The sequence below is a fragment of the Natrialba chahannaoensis JCM 10990 genome, assembly GCF_000337135.1.
GTDB lineage: Archaea > Halobacteriota > Halobacteria > Halobacteriales > Natrialbaceae > Natrialba > Natrialba chahannaoensis.
In genome coordinates this window covers 34,976-50,855 of sequence record NZ_AOIN01000060.1, presented here as the reverse complement: position 1 = coordinate 50,855, position 15,880 = coordinate 34,976, and the positions used below count along the sequence as shown (strand labels likewise).

At 60.2% G+C, this 15,880-nt stretch carries 10 protein-coding genes, 1 tRNA gene and 2 pseudogenes; 6 read left to right on the top strand and 7 right to left on the bottom strand.

All coding sequences use genetic code 11. The features are described from left to right. Complete coding sequence (locus tag C482_RS11055) at positions 1–2,061, bottom strand: type II secretion system F family protein (protein ID WP_006167711.1); 2,061 nt, start codon at positions 2,059–2,061, stop codon at positions 1–3. Further along, positions 2,058–6,230, bottom strand: coding sequence for an ATPase, T2SS/T4P/T4SS family (locus tag C482_RS11050; protein ID WP_006167710.1), 4,173 nt, complete (start codon positions 6,228–6,230; stop codon positions 2,058–2,060). The genes C482_RS11055 and C482_RS11050 overlap by 4 nt, the downstream gene beginning before the upstream one ends. A 240-nt stretch (positions 6,231–6,470) precedes the next feature. Between C482_RS11050 and C482_RS11045 the strand changes: the two are divergent. After that, a pseudogene (locus C482_RS11045) lies at positions 6,471–6,668 on the top strand (SDR family NAD(P)-dependent oxidoreductase); the annotation flags it as partial. Between the two features lie 320 nt (positions 6,669–6,988). On the opposite strand, the gene C482_RS11040 reads toward C482_RS11045, so the two are convergent. Next, positions 6,989–7,061: transfer RNA gene (locus tag C482_RS11040), tRNA-Arg, on the bottom strand. 11 nt (positions 7,062–7,072) lie between these two features. Then, the gene (gene tatA, locus C482_RS11035; RefSeq protein ID WP_006167708.1) at positions 7,073–7,387 is read right to left on the bottom strand and encodes a twin-arginine translocase TatA/TatE family subunit; all 315 of its coding nucleotides are present in this window, start codon (positions 7,385–7,387) and stop codon (positions 7,073–7,075) included. 203 nt (positions 7,388–7,590) lie between these two features. Between tatA and C482_RS11030 the strand changes: the two are divergent. The 4 genes and pseudogenes from C482_RS11030 to C482_RS11015 all read left to right on the top strand — a co-directional run bounded on the left by C482_RS11030 (position 7,591) and on the right by C482_RS11015 (position 11,909). Continuing rightward, positions 7,591–8,903 (top strand): annotated as a pseudogene (locus C482_RS11030) (RNA-guided endonuclease InsQ/TnpB family protein). 350 nt (positions 8,904–9,253) lie between these two features. Then, complete coding sequence (locus tag C482_RS11025; RefSeq protein ID WP_006167706.1) at positions 9,254–10,240, top strand: acyl-CoA dehydrogenase family protein; 987 nt, start codon at positions 9,254–9,256, stop codon at positions 10,238–10,240. Positions 10,241–10,520: 280 nt separating this feature from the next. Then, entirely contained in the window at positions 10,521–11,000 is a 480-nt protein-coding gene (locus C482_RS11020) for a redoxin domain-containing protein (RefSeq protein WP_006167705.1), read from the top strand. A gap of 69 nt (positions 11,001–11,069) precedes the next feature. Continuing rightward, positions 11,070–11,909: an HD domain-containing protein gene (locus C482_RS11015; RefSeq protein WP_006167704.1), complete on the top strand. Its 840-nt coding sequence runs from the start codon at positions 11,070–11,072 to the stop codon at positions 11,907–11,909. A gap of 13 nt (positions 11,910–11,922) precedes the next feature. Here the strand turns inward: C482_RS11015 and C482_RS11010 are convergent, their stop codons facing one another. Continuing rightward, positions 11,923–12,147: a hypothetical protein gene (locus tag C482_RS11010; protein WP_006167703.1), complete on the bottom strand. Its 225-nt coding sequence runs from the start codon at positions 12,145–12,147 to the stop codon at positions 11,923–11,925. 152 nt (positions 12,148–12,299) lie between these two features. On the opposite strand from C482_RS11010, the gene C482_RS11005 reads away from it, so the two are divergent. Beyond that, positions 12,300–12,494 carry a XapX domain-containing protein gene (locus C482_RS11005; RefSeq protein WP_006167702.1) on the top strand — a complete coding sequence of 65 codons (195 nt, stop codon included), beginning with the start codon at positions 12,300–12,302 and terminating at the stop codon, positions 12,492–12,494. 92 nt (positions 12,495–12,586) lie between these two features. On the opposite strand, the gene C482_RS11000 is transcribed toward C482_RS11005, so the two are convergent. Both C482_RS11000 and C482_RS10995 read right to left on the bottom strand, forming a co-directional pair. After that, entirely contained in the window at positions 12,587–13,891 is a 1,305-nt protein-coding gene (locus C482_RS11000) for a 5'-deoxyadenosine deaminase (protein ID WP_006167701.1), read from the bottom strand. 158 nt (positions 13,892–14,049) lie between these two features. Then, positions 14,050–15,879, bottom strand: a complete 1,830-nt coding sequence (locus C482_RS10995; RefSeq protein WP_006167700.1) for an FAD-binding protein — start codon at positions 15,877–15,879, stop codon at positions 14,050–14,052. Between the last annotated feature and the right edge of the window lies 1 nt (position 15,880).

The window sequence follows — 15,880 nt, the reverse complement described above, 5'->3', positions numbered from 1 at the left end:
TTAGGCCACCAGCGTCCAGCCGAGAAGCGCAATCGTCGCAAGCACGATCGCGTACTTGAGTCCGCTCAGTACGTCCGCATCCCGGATATAGCCACAGATGAACCCGGAAATGATCCCCTGCAGCGTCACCGCATGGAAGAACAACGCCGACAGCATGTCGATATTGATGTTATCACTCAAATCTGCCTGGGCGAGTTCGCTGTCAGCACCGGCATCACCACCGCCTGCTTCTAGACCTGCCATCGTATCGATAAACTGGGTCTTGAGGATCGCAATCACGGCCAGCACCGTCAGGAACGTCATGATAATGATGACGACCTGCATCCGGGTCCGAGACTTGCGTTCACGCTCAATATCGTCGTGATTCTCACTCGCGCTTGCAGCCGTTCGGAGCACGTCTGTGATCTGATTCGATGCCTCCTGTGCTTCCGTAATCAGCCGCGTCGTCCGTGCGAGTCGTGGAATGTGGTACTTGTTGTTGAACTCGATGAGTGCCGCCTTCAAACTCGTCCCGTAGTTGACTTTCGTGTGCATCAACTCGAACTCACGGGCCAGCTTGCCGTTCGTCGTATCCGCCACGGATTGGAACGACTCGAGTAGAGTCAGTCCCGTGTCGTTCGCACTCGAGAGTTTTCGGAGGTCCTCCGAAAGCGTATTGACGACGGTGTTGCGGTGGCGAACGTTCCACTCGCGGAAGATTGAGAGCGGGATCGCGATGATGTAGAACGGGATGTAGACGTAGAGCACCGTCCCCCAGATGACGTTATTGAGCAGTGCACTCCAGGACAGCGGCGCTGCGCCGGTCATCATTGCGGTCGTCACGACGACGAGCGCAGTCGGCACCGTCACCCCGAGGGTGTACAGCGGATTGTCCCGGAAGAAGATGTGGGGACGTTTGAGGACCTTAAGGGTCTCGTGGGTTCCCTCGCGGTTCTTGATGCGGTCGAAGACGCTGTGCTCGCCAGTAAACTGTTCGACGAGTCCAAGATTGAGCAGACCTCGTTCGGACTCGCTCTGGACGTGTTTGTCACCGGTCGTGTTCGAGAGGAAGCCATCACCCGGCTCATCGTGTTTGACCGTCGAAACGAGGACGAGGAAGCCGATACCTGTGAGCGGAATCAGCCCGTAGACGGTCATATACAGCATCTCGTTGGTGACTTCCGCCTGTGGAATCATCTGCATGACGACCATAATGATGATCAACAAGAGCGGGAACAGCGAGAGGGTCATGTACATCTCGCCGAAGAGTTCGAGTGTCTCGAGGGTGATCTCCTGTTCCTGTTTGGCGGTACGCATGTGCTTTTCTTTCTTGTCCTCGAGGAAGCTCTCCATGTCTCCGCCGCTATTGACGATCGAGAGCATGTCCGTCAAGAACTGTGAAAGTTCGTCACTCGGCGTCTCGATCGCCTGATTCCGGATCGCAGTTCGGTAGTCGACGTCGAAGTACTCGGTTTCCTTGACGATACTCTGGAACTCCTTTGCAACCTCGCCGTAGGTGTCGTCGGCCTGGGCCATCGCCTCGATGATCTCGAGTTGGTTCAGACCACCGACCGACAGCGCGTACATGAACGAGACGGAGTCGGTGAGCAGCATGTTGATCTCGCGCTTTCGAGCGGAGGCACGAGAGTAGGGAATCGCGACCAGTGAGCCAAAGCCGAGGGCGAAGCCGATCGTCCCGAATATAAGTCCGGTAACGAAGATCAGAATCGGAACCCGCAGTGCATCGATGATCGCGAGCAGTGTCTCGTTGCCGACGGGGAAGCCGATGATGACGTCGACGGCGATGAGTCCGGTTGCGAACAGGAGATAGCCAAGCGTCAGTCCGATCAGCCAGAGTGCGAGGCCGCTGATGAAGCCGATACCGAGCGACCGGGAGAGGTACATCTCGACCGTATCGGTCATCCGAGCCTGGGCGAGTTTCGTCTCGACGTCCTTGACGAACTCGCTGTCCTCGTTGAAGAGCAAGTCATAGAGCGGGTAGAACGTCTCACCGAGGTGGTCAGAGCCGCCGGCAACGCCGCCGGTGCTGGATGTCCCGCTGCTATCGGTTTTGAGGCTCATTCGTCGGTCTCCGTTGTGTTGCTGCCGGCGCTGGTGTTGCTGTCGTCGGTACTCTCGGTGTTAGCGTTGCTATCGTCCCCACCGTCGTTGGACGGGTCTCCACCATCTTCCGGCACGTCGCTCACTTCGCCAGCGTCGTCGGTATCCGTAAAGATACTGGATTTCGGCCCACTCTCTGCATCGTCGAACAGCGACCCGTCTTCTGCGTCGTCTCGGACAGCTTGTGCGTCTGCGTCCGATTCGTCCGCACCAAAGACCGGTTCGGACTGGTCACCGAAGATCGAGTTCGATTCCTCGGTGGCAGCGTCCGACTCGACTGCGTCGTCCTCGGTGGATTGCTGGTCGTCAGCATCAGGAGCAGCACTAGTTCCAGTACCAGCACCTCCATCGTCGGCATCAATATCCGCCTCGTCGAACGACAGTTCCGCCTCTTCGGCCTGCTCGTTTTCGCCAGCTCCGGATTTGGATACAGGTTCGGATCCAGATTCAGATTCGGCTGTTGGCCCGGTACCGGGGCCAGCACCGACACCGGGTCCGTGCCCGTCGACGGGAGTCCCGGAGCCAAGTTCGATTGACGGAACCGCGCTGTCGGGGACGGTTGGCTGGTCGGCCGACGATTGGGACGTGTCAGCGGACTCGCTGTCGTCGTCGCGCTGATCGTTGCGACCTTCGGCGTTGGTCGTCTCATCGACAGCGGAGTCGGCCGCTGTTTCTGGTGTCGTTTCGGTTCCTGCCTCCGTTGCATTGTCGTCTGCATCCGCAGCTACATCTTCATCCCCAGTCGCCCCAGCTGTCGCCCCCGTTTTCGTCGACGATTCCGGAACGTCTCCTTCGTTATCGTCCGCAATCGGTTCCGGGTCCGGATCGAACACGTCCTCGAGTTCGTCGCCCGAGAACATCGCATCGCCATCAGCCGTCGACACACGCTCTGCGTCGTCCGTCTCTGGCGACTCTGCAGCGGCGGACTCGAGTTCGTCCAGCGTCTCGCCCATGTCGTCGAAGAGGCCGCCGAAGTCGCTGTCGTCGGGGTCGTCCGATGGGAAGACTGTGACATCGTCGTGCGTGTCTGTCTCGGCTGTCGACGCTGGCGACTGGTGACCTGCTGGCGTTGACTGCTGGGAAGAACCGGCCGCTGAACCGTCGAAGAGGCTTTCGTCGTCAGCCGATTCGTCAACGTTCCACGCTGGCGGCTCTCCGGACCCGAAGTCGTCGGCAGTGTCTGGAACGTCAGTTGTGCCGCCAGCCGTTGCGCCGTCGACCGATGCCCCGACACCCGACGGTTCGGAGTCCGTGTTGGCCGTCGAGTCAGAGCCTGAGCCGGGGGCGGGACCAGCAGCAGGACCGGAATCGGCGCTCGCTCCGGTTTCAGCAGGGGTCGCTTCGATACCGAACCCGCTGTCGTCGGAGCCATCGAACCAGTCCGGTTCGTCGTCATCCGCGTCGGCCGTCGCAGTTCCCGCCGTCGTCGCGAACTGCGCCGTCCCGTCGCCGAACGTCCACTCGTCCGCGAGGCCGTCGTCGATGTCTCCTGCGAAGTCGAACTCGTCGTCCCCGTTGTCGACCTCGATCGGGTCCTCACTCTCGACCTCGCCCAATGAACTCGCGAGGCCGCTTGGTACCTTTCCGCGGTACTCCTCAAACAGCGACTCCTCGGCCCGCTCAAGCAGATCCATCGAGAGGTTGTACGTCTCGCTCGTCGCGTCCGGGCGGGGAACGAGCTCCTCTTTCTCCTGGTCGACATCGATCAGGACACTCTCCATCTCGCGGAGGTCCTCCAGACTGTTCTCGAGTTGCCCGTTCGCGATGAGCGTCAAGATTGTGTCTGGGTCGTTGATGAACGCCTGCACCGTCGCCGCGACCTCGGCGTAGGTGTTGAGGCCGTTCTTGATGAGGTAGGCGAGGATGACCTCGCGTTTGAACAGTTCGTTCTCGAGTTTCTCGGTGCTCCACCCGCGGTCGAACTGGATCTCTTCTAAGGTGTTCGAGTCCCCCATCTTGAGGAACTCGTCCGTTTCTGCCTGCCACTGGTAGACGTCCTGAACGTTGATCTCGTCGTGTTCGGCCTCGTAGTGGTTGATCTCGGTGAGCGACTTGTTCCGGCGGACCTTCCTGCCCTGCACCCGCGTCTGGGTCTGGATCGAGACTAGGTCCAGCGCGGTGAACATCGTCTTCGAGACGTTGATCGGGTCCGTCGTGAATCGTTTGAGGACCTCGTCGACGGAGTCTGCGTGGAACGTCGTGTAGGTGGTGTGACCCGTCGACATGACCTGGAACAGCGTTCGACCTTCTTCACCACGGATCTCACCCATCACGATGTAGTCTGGGCGCTGTCGGAGCGCGGCTTCCAGCAGGTCGAATTCGTCGACATCACCCTGCTCGTCGTCGGCGAAAGAAGGCCGGGTGACGCTCGCGATCCAGTTCCGCTGGGGCAGTTCGACCTCGCGTGTGTCCTCGATGGAGACGATCTTCGCACTCGAGGGGATAAAGAGCGAGACCGCGTTCAGCGAGGTCGTCTTCCCGGATGCCGTACCCCCGGCGAAGATCAGGCTCTTGTGGTTCTCGATAGCGAGCCAGAGGAACGCCATCTCGTCCAGGCTAAAGGTGTTCCAGTTGATGAGGTCGATCGGGGTGAACGGCACGTCCTTGAACTGACGGATGGTGTAGTTAGTCCCGTGATCGGAGACTTCCTGGCCAAGCGTAAGCTGGGCACGCGATCCGTCCGGTAGTGTCGCGTCCACCTGCGGCAGCCGTTTACTGATCCCCTTCCCGGATCGCTGAGCGAGTTTGACGACGAAGTCGTCGAGTTCATCCTCGCCGTGGTAGATGTTCGAGATGATCTGCTCGTACTCGGAGTGATAGACGAAGACAGGCGAGTTGTAGCCGTCTACGGAGATGTCCTCGACGTTGATGTCGTGTTTGATCCCGTCGATCCGCTCGTAGCCGATGAAGTTGCGCTTGAGGAAGTAGAGTAGCTTCTCGACCTGATATTCGTTTAGCGTGTCGGGATCCTCCAGAAGGATGATCGGCTCTGGACGTACCTCGATGCCCTCGAGTTGGGCCGGGCCGTCGTCCTCATCGTCTTCTTCCTCGTCGTCGAGTAGCGTCTGAATCGTCTCGATAATCCCTGCCTTGTTGCTCCCCGATGTCTTCTCGAAGAGGTCATAGCGCTGTAGCAACTGGCGTGTTTCGTCCTCGATAACGATCCGGCGGCCGTCCTCGTTCGCCTTCTCCTTGACGCCGTCGTCGGAGTACTTGATCGCCTTCCTGAGTTTGCCCGAGAGAAAATCTTGTAACTCGAGTTCGATCTCGTTCAGGTGCGGTTCGACCATGTAGTACTTCTTCTCGTTCTCCTTTTCGGAGTGGAAGATGACGACGAAGGCGTAGGGTTTGTTCACCCAGTAGCGCTCGATCTCGCGGTAGTGGGTCTTCTTCTCCATCGGCACCGTCTTCTCGAGATCGTAGCGGTTGCTGACGGTCGTGTTCCCATCTGCGGTCGAGAAGAACTCGTCCTCGTCGATGTCGTCCTGAATGTTGACCGTCCGCTCCTCGACGACATCGTCGAGTTCCATCGCGATGTCGTCGGCGATCGAGAGGCGGTCCTCGAGTGTGTCTGGATCGAACCCAAGGGACTCCTCCTTGTCGTGGCGAACAATTTCGCCGTCACTATCGCGCGGTCGACTGCCGTCGTCCTCGTAGTAGTACTCCCACTTGTAGTGTTCCCAGGTCCAGACATCCTTGACGACCGGCGTCGTCTCTGGGTCGACGTACTCGAGGAACGGCTCCTTGAGTGCGTCGTAGTTCGACCCAGCCATCGGAATGACACGGTCATGAAGGTCGTCCGGTGTGTAGCCGAGATACGGTTCGGGGTCGAACGAGACATCCGCGAAGTCTGTGTCCGTCGGAACCACCGGCTCGGGCGCTTCGTCGGTGTCGAGTCCGAGCTGGTCCGTAGTCTCGTTGTCGCGTTCGAGGCCCGAGTACACCGTTTCGACCTCGTCCCTGTACCCATACTCCTCCATAAAATCCGCCCACGTATACTCGCCGACACGCACGCCGGATCCCGAACCGGCGTCCGACTCGTGGGAGCCTGCATCCCCCGACCCAGATGCCGACGCCTCACCCGTCGACGCGCCATCAGCATCCGGTTGGTCGGCTTCGTCAATAGCCATTATACCGTCCCTCTCAGTCACCCTTCAAAAAATTCATCCGCTCATTACCATATCTGATAACTCAGGAGGTCAACTCCTCGACACGTACTGCCGGCTGGTGGTCTGGTGGCACACACCGTGTCGACCGGTGCGGGATACTGTTCGAAAAAAGACAGATCAGGAAAGCCGACGGGTTCGGTCTGTTGTCCGCCAACGAGCGTACGTTAATATGGCTGCCACACGGTGCATTTACTCACCACGATGAGCACGACTCCGACGACCGCGTTCACACTCGAGGACACGGTTGCACTGGTCACCGGCGGCGGCCGCAGCATTGGTCGCGCAATCGCCTGCGAACTTGCGGCCACGGACACTGCTGTCTGTTCCCATCACCCTCCCCCCATCGCCCGCTCAACCGACAAACTCGAGTCGGTCGTCGCCAAGATCAAAGCCGACGGCGACTGGACGGCTCAGTGATTGTCTCGTAGGTGGGGTAGACGGATTAAAGCAGTACGGCGGCTAACGACAGGAACAGACAGCAATCGAGAGACGAATCCAAAATTGGATCGTACTCGAGTACAAGGTGCCTGGTGCTGTTGCTTTTTCGTCGTGCTGTAGCCTGTCCTGTGTCGTCCAAGAGAAAACGGAAGCGTGATTCGTGGTGCGGCTCGGTGGTGTGGCGGGATTCGAACAACGCGACGACGTGCTCGCTGCGCTGTGCGCGTCTTCTCTCGTTCAAATCCCGTCCCCGTCCGCTCCTCACGTCCATTCGTCGCGGACGGGCGTGGCGGGATTTGAACCCACGATCAGAAGGTTAGGAACCTTCTGCCCTCTCCGCTAGGCCACACGCCCCGGGAAAACTGTTAGTTCGTGCTCGTTTCCGTTTCGGTCCCGGTCTCGGTCTCGGTTTCGTCGTCTTCGGACGTCACCGGTTCGGTGTCGACGAACTCGTCGTCCTCGTCGAGGTCGCCCTCGAAGTCTCCGTCGCGCATCTCCTCGAGTTCTGTTTCGACCTTTTCACGCCCCTTCTGGAACTCGCCCATGGCCTCGCCGGTCGACCGTGCCAGCTTCGGGATCTTGTTCGCCCCGAACAGCAGAATGGCGATGAAAAGGATGATCAATAGTTCCGGACCCCCGGGTGCACCAGGGATGAACAGCGGTGCGATTTCGACTACCATCTCTATGCGTGGCTTACCCGCTGGCAATTATAACCTTTTTGGACCGCTCAGTTATAGATCGGCAAGGAGAATACCTGCGGCTTTAGCCGCAAGATGAATCCGACAACCCATCTCACAGGCTCCAATTCTATGAATCGGTTGGATATTCCACGAGCCCATGCTTTAATATAGAGGTCCACATACCAAGTTATGAACATAGTGCGATGCTGGAGACAACCCGCACATACGTCGCTCGTATCCCGAACCACAGTCAGGTTCGTGACGACCTCGACCAGTGCGGGTTCGCAGCATCCAAACTGTGGAACGTCGGACGTTACTATATCCAAGGTCGGTGGGACGAAGACGGTGAGATACCTGACGAAGCCGAACTCAAAACGGAGTTGAAAGACCACGAACGCTACAGTGACCTGCATTCTCAGTCAAGTTCGTTCGAGACGGCGGAGCCGTCTCGTGATGCCAATGAGCTTCGCTCATTGAGCACAGCGAGTTCTCGAAGAACTTGCTGAGGCGTTCACCGGCTGGTACAAGTCCGACGACGGCAACAACCCACCGGGCTACCGGAAACATGGCGACCGACACCCACGCTCTACCGTGACGTGGAAGAAACGGGCCATCAAGCACGACACGAAACACGGCCAACTCCGTCTCTCGAAAGGATTCAACCTGAAAGAGGGTCGGTCTGACTTCATCCTCGCGGAGTACAAAACCCGTCCCGACGTAGAAGCCGAGAACATCCAACAGGTGCGTGCTGTCTGGAACGGCGACGAGTGGGAACTCCACCTCGTCTGCAAAAAAGAGATCCCCGTCGAAGACGCACCCGGTGACAGGACAGCGGGGATCGACCTCGGTATCAGCAACTATCTTGCCATCGACTACGAAGACGGTCCTGCCGAGCTGTACCCGGGGAACGTGCTGAAAGAAGACAAGCACTACTTCACCCGCGAGGAATACCAGACCGAAGGCGAGAACGGCCCGTCCAAACGTGCGCTGAAGGCTAGGCAGAAACTCTCCCGGCGCAAAGACCACTTCCTCCACACGCTCTCAAGGCACATCGTTGACCGGTGTGTAGAAGAATGTGTGGGGGAGATCGCAGTTGGCGACCTCAGCGACATCCGCGAGGATGAGAACGGCGACTCGCGGAACTGGGGTTCGTCGGGGAACAAAAAAACTCCACGGGTGGGAGTTTGACCGATTCGCTCGCCTTCTTGAATACAAGGCGGAGGAACACGGCATTCTCGTTGATCGAATTGACGAGGAGAATACGTCGAAGACGTGTTCGTGTTGCGGGCAGATTCATGACTCGAATCGCGTGGAGCGCGGGCTGTACGTCTGTTCATCGTGCAAAACGACGATGAACGCAGACGTGAACGGTGCGGTGAACATTCACAGAAGGATAACTCAGAGTCCCCCGACGGGGGATATGAGTAACGGCTGGTTGGCACAGCCCGGAGTCTTCCTGTTCGACCGCGAGAGCGGACGGTTCACACCGAGAGAGCAGGGAGACTGCAAACCCTAATATCCCAACGCTGAGCAAATCGGAGATTTGCGATGTACGCGAATCTTCGATTCGCTTGACTCGGGATCCCTCCGCCTTCAGGCGGAGGTGGATGTCAACCAAGTACTGACGACAGTTCACGTAATGGATGCATTCGTCCACGAGTCAACTGTGCTCGGTCGCCGATAGCAGTTCGTTTCGTGTCGTGTCATCCATACGGGTTACGATTTGATCCCTGACCCACCTCTCAGTTGCGAAAGTCCCCACTTGGTCAGTGCTCTTTCGACTACTCGCCACGAGGCCGCCGCTGTCAGCGGTGACTGGATGTGGGGCGAATATACTTACCATACTTCGCGAGAGAGACTTGATCTATGGATTTCGATATCACGGACGAACAGCAACTCATCCGCTCGGAGATTCGCGACCTCTGTGGCGAGTTCGGCGACGACTACTGGCGTGAGCGCGGCCTGAACCACGAGTACCCCGAATCGGTCTTCGAGACGTTTGCGGAACACGGCTGGTGTGGGCTGACAATACCTGAAGCGTACGGCGACCAGGGATATGGAGTTCAGGAAGCCGCGCTGGTCCAGCAGGAAATCGCGCGTTCGGGCGCTGCAATGGCCGGCACGTCGATCACCGCCCACCACACGTTTAGCTCCGAACCGCTCGTCGCGCTCGGCGACGAGGCGCACAAGGAGCGCTACCTCCCGAAGGTTGCCACCGGCAACGTGCAGGTCTGTACCGGCGTCACCGAACCGAACGCAGGAACGGACATCTCACGGATCGAAACGACCGCCGAACGCGACGACGAGGCAGGCGTCTACCTCGTCTCCGGGCAGAAAATCTGGACCTCGAAGGCACAGGAGGCCGACGTGATCATGCTGCTCGCCCGAACGAAGCCGCGAGAGGAGGCCGACCGCTTCGGAGGACTCACGCTCTTTTTCACCGACTTTCACCGTGATCAGGCTGGCGTCGACGTCACCGAAATCCCGAAAGCCGGCCGCGGTGCCTCCGACTCGAACGAAGTCTGGTTCGACGAGTACGACATCCCCATCGAGGACCGCATCGGCGAGGAGGGTGAGGGCTTTCGCTACCTGCTGCGGTTTGCGAATACGGAGCGAATCGCCCTCGCCGCGAACGCCGTCGGCATCGGCCAGGCCGCACTCCAGAAGGCCGCGGCCTACGCGGATGATCGCGTCGTCTTCGGAAACGAAATCGGGAGCTATCAGGGCATCCAGCACCCGCTTGCGGACTCGTGGTCGAAACTGGAACAGGACGAGTTGATGGCCCGAAAGGCGGCCTGGCTCTCCGACAACGACCGCGACTGCGGTGCGGAGGCGAACGCGGTGAAACTCTGAGCGAGCGAGATCTACCCGACCCTGCGAGCGCGCGGTTCGGGTGACCATGGCGGGATGGGCTATGCGAGCGAGTACGACGTGGAGCGCTACTAGCGCGAGACGATGATCAACGTCATTGCGCCCATTTCCAACGAGATGGTGAAAAATCACATCGCAGCGCACGCACTCGGATTGCCAACGTCCTACTAACTCCCCCTGTGTCGGGTCCGACGATACTCACCAGACAGTGACTAATCCACGAACGAAACTGTCTTTCCCGCCTGGACGTAAGGTGCAGGTGATGCCAGCAACTGGCGATTCCGCACCCGACTTCACGGCACCGCTCGCAAACGGCGACGTCGACGAATTCAGCCTTTCGGACGCCCTCTCCGAGGACGCACCTGTCGTGCTCGCGTTCTTCCCGGCCGCGTTCACCGGCGTCTGTACGGACGAGATGTGCACGTTCCAGGACCGCCTCGCAGCGTTCGACGACGTCGACGCGACGGTTTACGGCGTCAGTCGCGACTCACCGTTCACGCTCAACGAGTTCCGTGACCAGAACGACCTTGACTTCGGCCTGATCAGCGACTTCAACAAGGAGATCATCGAGGCCTACGATGTCGAGATGGACTTCGAGGATCTCGGCGTCTACGGCGTCGCCAAGCGCTCTGTGTTCGTCGTCGACGCCGACGGCGAGGTTACGTACTCGTGGGTCAGCGACGACCCCGGCGTCGAGCCAGAGTACGCAGAAGTCGAGGACGCAGTCGACGCAACAGCGTAAACGACGGCTCATTTCGACACGTCGACTCCCGGCGCAGCGCTTTTTTAGTCCGCACCCGACGTGAACGGTATGACTGACACTGCGAGCCAGGACAGCGACGAGAGCCGTGAGAACGGCACCGGCAGTCGCGTCTACGACCCCGACGCTAACCACAACTTTCCCGACGCAAAACTGAACGCCGTACTCGAGTACATCGACGCGGACGAGGAGATCCAAACCTATCTCGAGGCCCAGAACGTCAACGCTGTCGACCGGATGCGTTACAACGACCACGGCAAGAAACATATCGAGATCGTCCGCAACCGGGCGCTCTGCCTGTACGATCTGTTGAAGGCGGGCAACGTCGACTTTAACGGCGCACGCCAGCAGGGGCTTGCCGAGGAGGATGAGTCGGTGATCATTGCGCTCGCAGCAACGTTGCACGACGTGGGCCACGTGGTCCACCGCGACGAGCACGTCTACTACTCGATTCCGCTCGCTGCGGACATTCTGGACCGCGTGTTGCCGGAGTTCTACGACCTCGCTGATCAGGTCCGCGTCAAAGGTGAAGTGCTTCACGCGATTCTCTGTCACCACACGGCTGAGACGCCGCTGACGACCGAGGCCGGCGTCATCCGCGTCTCGGACGCACTGGATATGGAAAGTGGACGCTCGCGCATTCCTTACGAGCACGGTGGCCGCGGGATCAACACGCTCTCGAGCCAGGCGATCAAACGCGTCTCGCTCTACGAGGGCGAGAGCAGTCCCGTGATGGTCGAAATCGCGATGACCAACGCAGCGGGTGTCTACCAGGTTGACAACCTGCTAAAGGCGAAGCTTCGTGATTCGGGGCTCGAGGATCATGTACGGATCGTCGCGGTCAACACGAACGAGAATCACGAGCAGTTGGTCGAACGAATCGAGCTGTAGGCGCTGTCACTGCTCAGGAGAGTCGATACCGCCCGTCGACGCGCTCGACGTAGCCCTGTTTTCGCATCGTTCGAACGATCGAGAGTACCGTTCCCTTGTTGATCCCAAGCGCTCCGCAGAGATCGTCCGCGGTCGAGTCCGGCCAGACGTGCAGATAGAGGTAGACGACCTTTGCCTGCGCCGAGTCGAACTCGTCGGGAACCGTGACATCTGTCTGTGACTGTCCGTCGAGTTGCATACCACAGTCTCCTGTCTTCGACGATATTAAAATTGAGCATCGTCAATTGTCGATATTCGGGGCGAGGAACGTGGATCGTTCCTGAATCGACACACCCGGTTGGTGGCAGCTCAAGTCAGCGTTCTTTTGGCGGTTCCCACACTCACACCGGTATGGATTTGCAGCTCATCGTCCTAGGACTGCTGACTGGCGCACTCACCGGCGCGTTCTTCGCGCTCGTCGACGTACCGATTCCGGCACCGCCAGAGCTCCCCGGTCTCATGGGGATTGTAGGGCTCTTTCTGGGTTACAAACTCGTGCAGGCGGCCGGACTCAGTCTCAACGTGTTGGATTCAATCGGGTTCTGACGATAGTCACGTCGACTGTCGAATACCACTTTCGTCAAAACGAGTTGCTATCGTCAGTCGACTCCCGTCGGTTGGCCATCGTTGTCTTTGACTTAGGGGGCCACGTCGAGTTCAGCCGCGAACTCGCGTGCCCGCGCCCGAATTTCGTCGGCATCGGCGACGAGCACCTCGCCGTCGCGCATGAGCACCTCGCCGTCGACCATCGTGAACTGCACGTCGTCGCCATGGGCTGCGAACGTGAGATGCGAGAGTACGTCGTGTAACGGCGTTGCGCGGGTGATATCGGTCTCGAGGCCGATGATATCCGCCTTCCATCCCTCGCGGAGTTTGCCAACGCGCTCAAAACCGGCCGCCTGCGCGCCGTTGACTGTCGCCATCTCGAACACCGTGTCAGCTGGGAGTGCCTGCGAATCGAGGTGATCGACCTTCTGGAGCAGGCTCGCCTGGCGCATCTCAGTAAACGGATCGAGCGTGTTGTTACACGGCGGCCCGTCGTTCCCCAGCGCGACGTTGATGCCGCGGTCCAGGTAGTCGAGCACCGGCGCGACCCCGCTCGCGAGTTTCATGTTCGAAGACGGGCAGTAAGTCACGTTGGTGCCAGTCTCGGCAAGCACCTCGCGCTCGTCCTCGTCCGTCCAGACGCAGTGGGCTAGTACCACGTCCTCACCCGTGAGGCCGACCTCGTCGAGCCAGTGGATGTTCCGTTGGCCAGTTTCCTCCTCGACAGCTGCAATCTCACCACGGTTCTCGCTTGCGTGCGTGTGGATCGTCACACCCTCGTACGCATCTGCGAGCTCCCGCGAGCCGCGCAGACACGCCTCCGTGCAGCTCACGGCAAAGCGCGGCGTGACCGCGTAGCGAATCCGGCCGTCTGCCGCGCCGTGGTACTCCTGGATGAGCCGCTCGCTCTCGGCCAGCGCCTCGTCCGTGTCCTCGAGTAGCCCCGGCGGCGACTCCTTGTCCATCAGCACCTTTCCGAGGCGACCGCGAATACCGAGTTCCCGAGCTGCTTCGAACGCCTCGTCGGCGTGTGCCACCGAGAGGTGGTCGATACAGGTCGTCGTCCCACTCTCGATCAGTTCGAGATAGCCTAACTCCGCCGCGACACGCATGCCCGCAGTAGAGAGGGAGGCCTCCATGGGAAGGACGTAGTCGGAGAGCCACTCGAGTAGCTCTGTGTCGTCGGCGATACCACGCCCGAGACTCTGGACGGAGTGGACGTGGCCGCCGACGGTGCCGGGGGCGAGCACGTCACAGGAGTGGTGCTCGTGGTCTGGATACTCCTCGAGACAGGTCGAGCGATCACCGACGGCGACGATCTCGTCGTCTGCGACGACGACGGCACCGTCGGGAATGACGGTGTCCGCGTCGGCGACGACGGTTCCCGACAGCAACATATCGCCACAGGGTAGCGGGGGTGGTGCCTTAGCTCTGGTGATCGGCGAAGCTGGTGTCTTGGCGCTGATGATCTACGAGAACTGAAAGCCTGTCTGGGAAACCCAAATCAGAACGCAGAACGCAGAACGCGAGACGCGAAGCGAAAATCGGGTGAGAGTCAGTAACTGCGGACCTTCGGCTCGTAGGTCTTCTCCTCGCCTTCGAGGATCACCGGGCGGTAGAAGATCGACGGCTCGCCGTCGTCCCACGAGACGAGCGTGTGCTTGAGCCAGTTCTCGTCGTCACGCACCTGGTTCTCTTGACGCCAGTGAGCGCCACGGAACTCGTTGCGCACGAGCGCGCCGAGGGCGATGGTCTCGGCCACGTCGATCAGGTTGCGCGTTTCGATCGTCTGCTGGAGGTCCGTGTTGAACGTCGTCGACGGGTCGTCGACGTAGACGTCCTGGTACTCCTCGCGGCACTCGCGGATGATCTCGAGTGCCTTCTCGATGCCTTCCTCGTTGCGGAAGACGTTGACGTAGTCGGTCATCGCGTTCTGGAGCTTCGCGCGGATTTCGGCGTGCTGGACGCCGCTGTCCTTGTCCATCAGTCGGTCGACGCGAGCGCGTTCGCGTTCGACGGCCTGCTCGAGTGCCCCCGTCTCTGCGGCGACGCCACCGTCGGCGACGGCGTCGGCCGAGTCGAGACCGGACGCCCCAGGTGCGACCGGAAGCTCGGTGTCATCGTCCTCGACATCGTCGCCGTAGCCGGTCCGGATCTCGGGCTCGCCGAGGTCGTCACCAGCGGCGTGAGCGCCCGCGCGTTTGCCGAAGACGATGAGTTCCGGCAATGCGTTTCCACCGAGGCGGTTACCGCCGTGGACGGAGACACAGGCACACTCGCCGGCCGCGTAGAGACCATCGATACAGGTCTGGCCGTTCTCGTCGACCTCGATGCCGCCCATCGCGTAGTGCTGGCCGGGCTTGACTGGCATCGGTTCGACGAGGCCGTCAACGCCCTCGAAGTCCTCTGCGAGATGGAGAATGTTCTCCAGACGGTCGAGAATGCGATCCTCGCCGAGGTGGCGCATGTCGAGGTGAACGTACTCGTCTTCGACACCGCGGCCTTCGGCGACCTCGTCGAGTTCGGCGCGGGCGACGACGTCGCGGGAGGCGAGTTCGCCGGAGTTGTTCGCGTAGCCGTACTCGAACATGAAGCGCTCGCCATCGTTGTTGTAGAGGATGCCACCTTCGCCACGGACACCCTCACTGATGAGGACGCCGGTCGATGGAAGCGAGGTCGGGTGGAACTGGATGAACTCCATGTCCTCGAGCGGTGCACCCGCACGGTAGGCCATCGCGTGACCGTCACCGGTACACGAGACGGCGTTGGTGGTGTGATCGAACGCCTGCCCGGGACCACCGGTCGCGAGGATAACGCCCTGGTTAGCCTTGAAGCCTTCAACCTTGCCGGTCTGGACGTCGTAGGCGACGATCCCCTCACACTGGCGGTCGTTCGGGTCTGCCTCGTCGGTCGTCGCAAGGTTCATCACGTACCACTCGTCGTAGACCTGAATGCCACGCTTGACGACCTGTTCGTACATCGTGTGCAGCAGGTGGTGGCCGGTCTCTGCGCCGGCGTAGGTGGTTCGCGGGTAGGAGAGCCCACCAAATGGGCGCTGGGAGACGCGACCGTCCTCCTCGCGGGAGAACGGCATTCCCCAGTGCTCGAGGCGCATCGTGTCTTCGGGGGCATCCTGGGCGAGAGTCTCGACTGCCGGCGCGTCGGCCAGGTAGTCAGACCCTTTCATCGTGTCGTAAGCGTGCAGTTCCCAGTCGTCGCCCTCCTGTAGGGCGGCGTTGATTCCGCCCTCCGCCGCGCCGGTGTGGCTGCGGACGGGGTGGAGTTTCGAGACGATCGCCGTGTCGGCTCCCGCCTCGTGCGCTGCGATCGCGGCGCGGAGGCCAGCGCCACCGGCACCAACCACGAGAACGTCGTGTTCGTACATA

What these genes read in the sequence shown, in the direction of transcription:
- C482_RS11050 (WP_006167710.1), bottom strand. Translation starts at nt 6,230, where the DNA reads ATGGCTATTGACGAAGCCGACCAACCGGATGCTGATGGCGCGTCGACG.
- C482_RS11020 (WP_006167705.1), top strand. Translation starts at nt 10,521, where the DNA reads ATGCCAGCAACTGGCGATTCCGCACCCGACTTCACGGCACCGCTCGCA.
- C482_RS11025 (WP_006167706.1), top strand. Translation starts at nt 9,254, where the DNA reads ATGGATTTCGATATCACGGACGAACAGCAACTCATCCGCTCGGAGATT.
- C482_RS11055 (WP_006167711.1), bottom strand. Translation starts at nt 2,061, where the DNA reads ATGAGCCTCAAAACCGATAGCAGCGGGACATCCAGCACCGGCGGCGTT.
- C482_RS11000 (WP_006167701.1), bottom strand. Translation starts at nt 13,891, where the DNA reads ATGTTGCTGTCGGGAACCGTCGTCGCCGACGCGGACACCGTCATTCCC.
- C482_RS11015 (WP_006167704.1), top strand. Translation starts at nt 11,070, where the DNA reads ATGACTGACACTGCGAGCCAGGACAGCGACGAGAGCCGTGAGAACGGC.
- tatA (WP_006167708.1), bottom strand. Translation starts at nt 7,387, where the DNA reads ATGGTAGTCGAAATCGCACCGCTGTTCATCCCTGGTGCACCCGGGGGT.
- C482_RS10995 (WP_006167700.1), bottom strand. Translation starts at nt 15,879, where the DNA reads ATGTACGAACACGACGTTCTCGTGGTTGGTGCCGGTGGCGCTGGCCTC.
- C482_RS11005 (WP_006167702.1), top strand. Translation starts at nt 12,300, where the DNA reads ATGGATTTGCAGCTCATCGTCCTAGGACTGCTGACTGGCGCACTCACC.
- C482_RS11010 (WP_006167703.1), bottom strand. Translation starts at nt 12,147, where the DNA reads ATGCAACTCGACGGACAGTCACAGACAGATGTCACGGTTCCCGACGAG.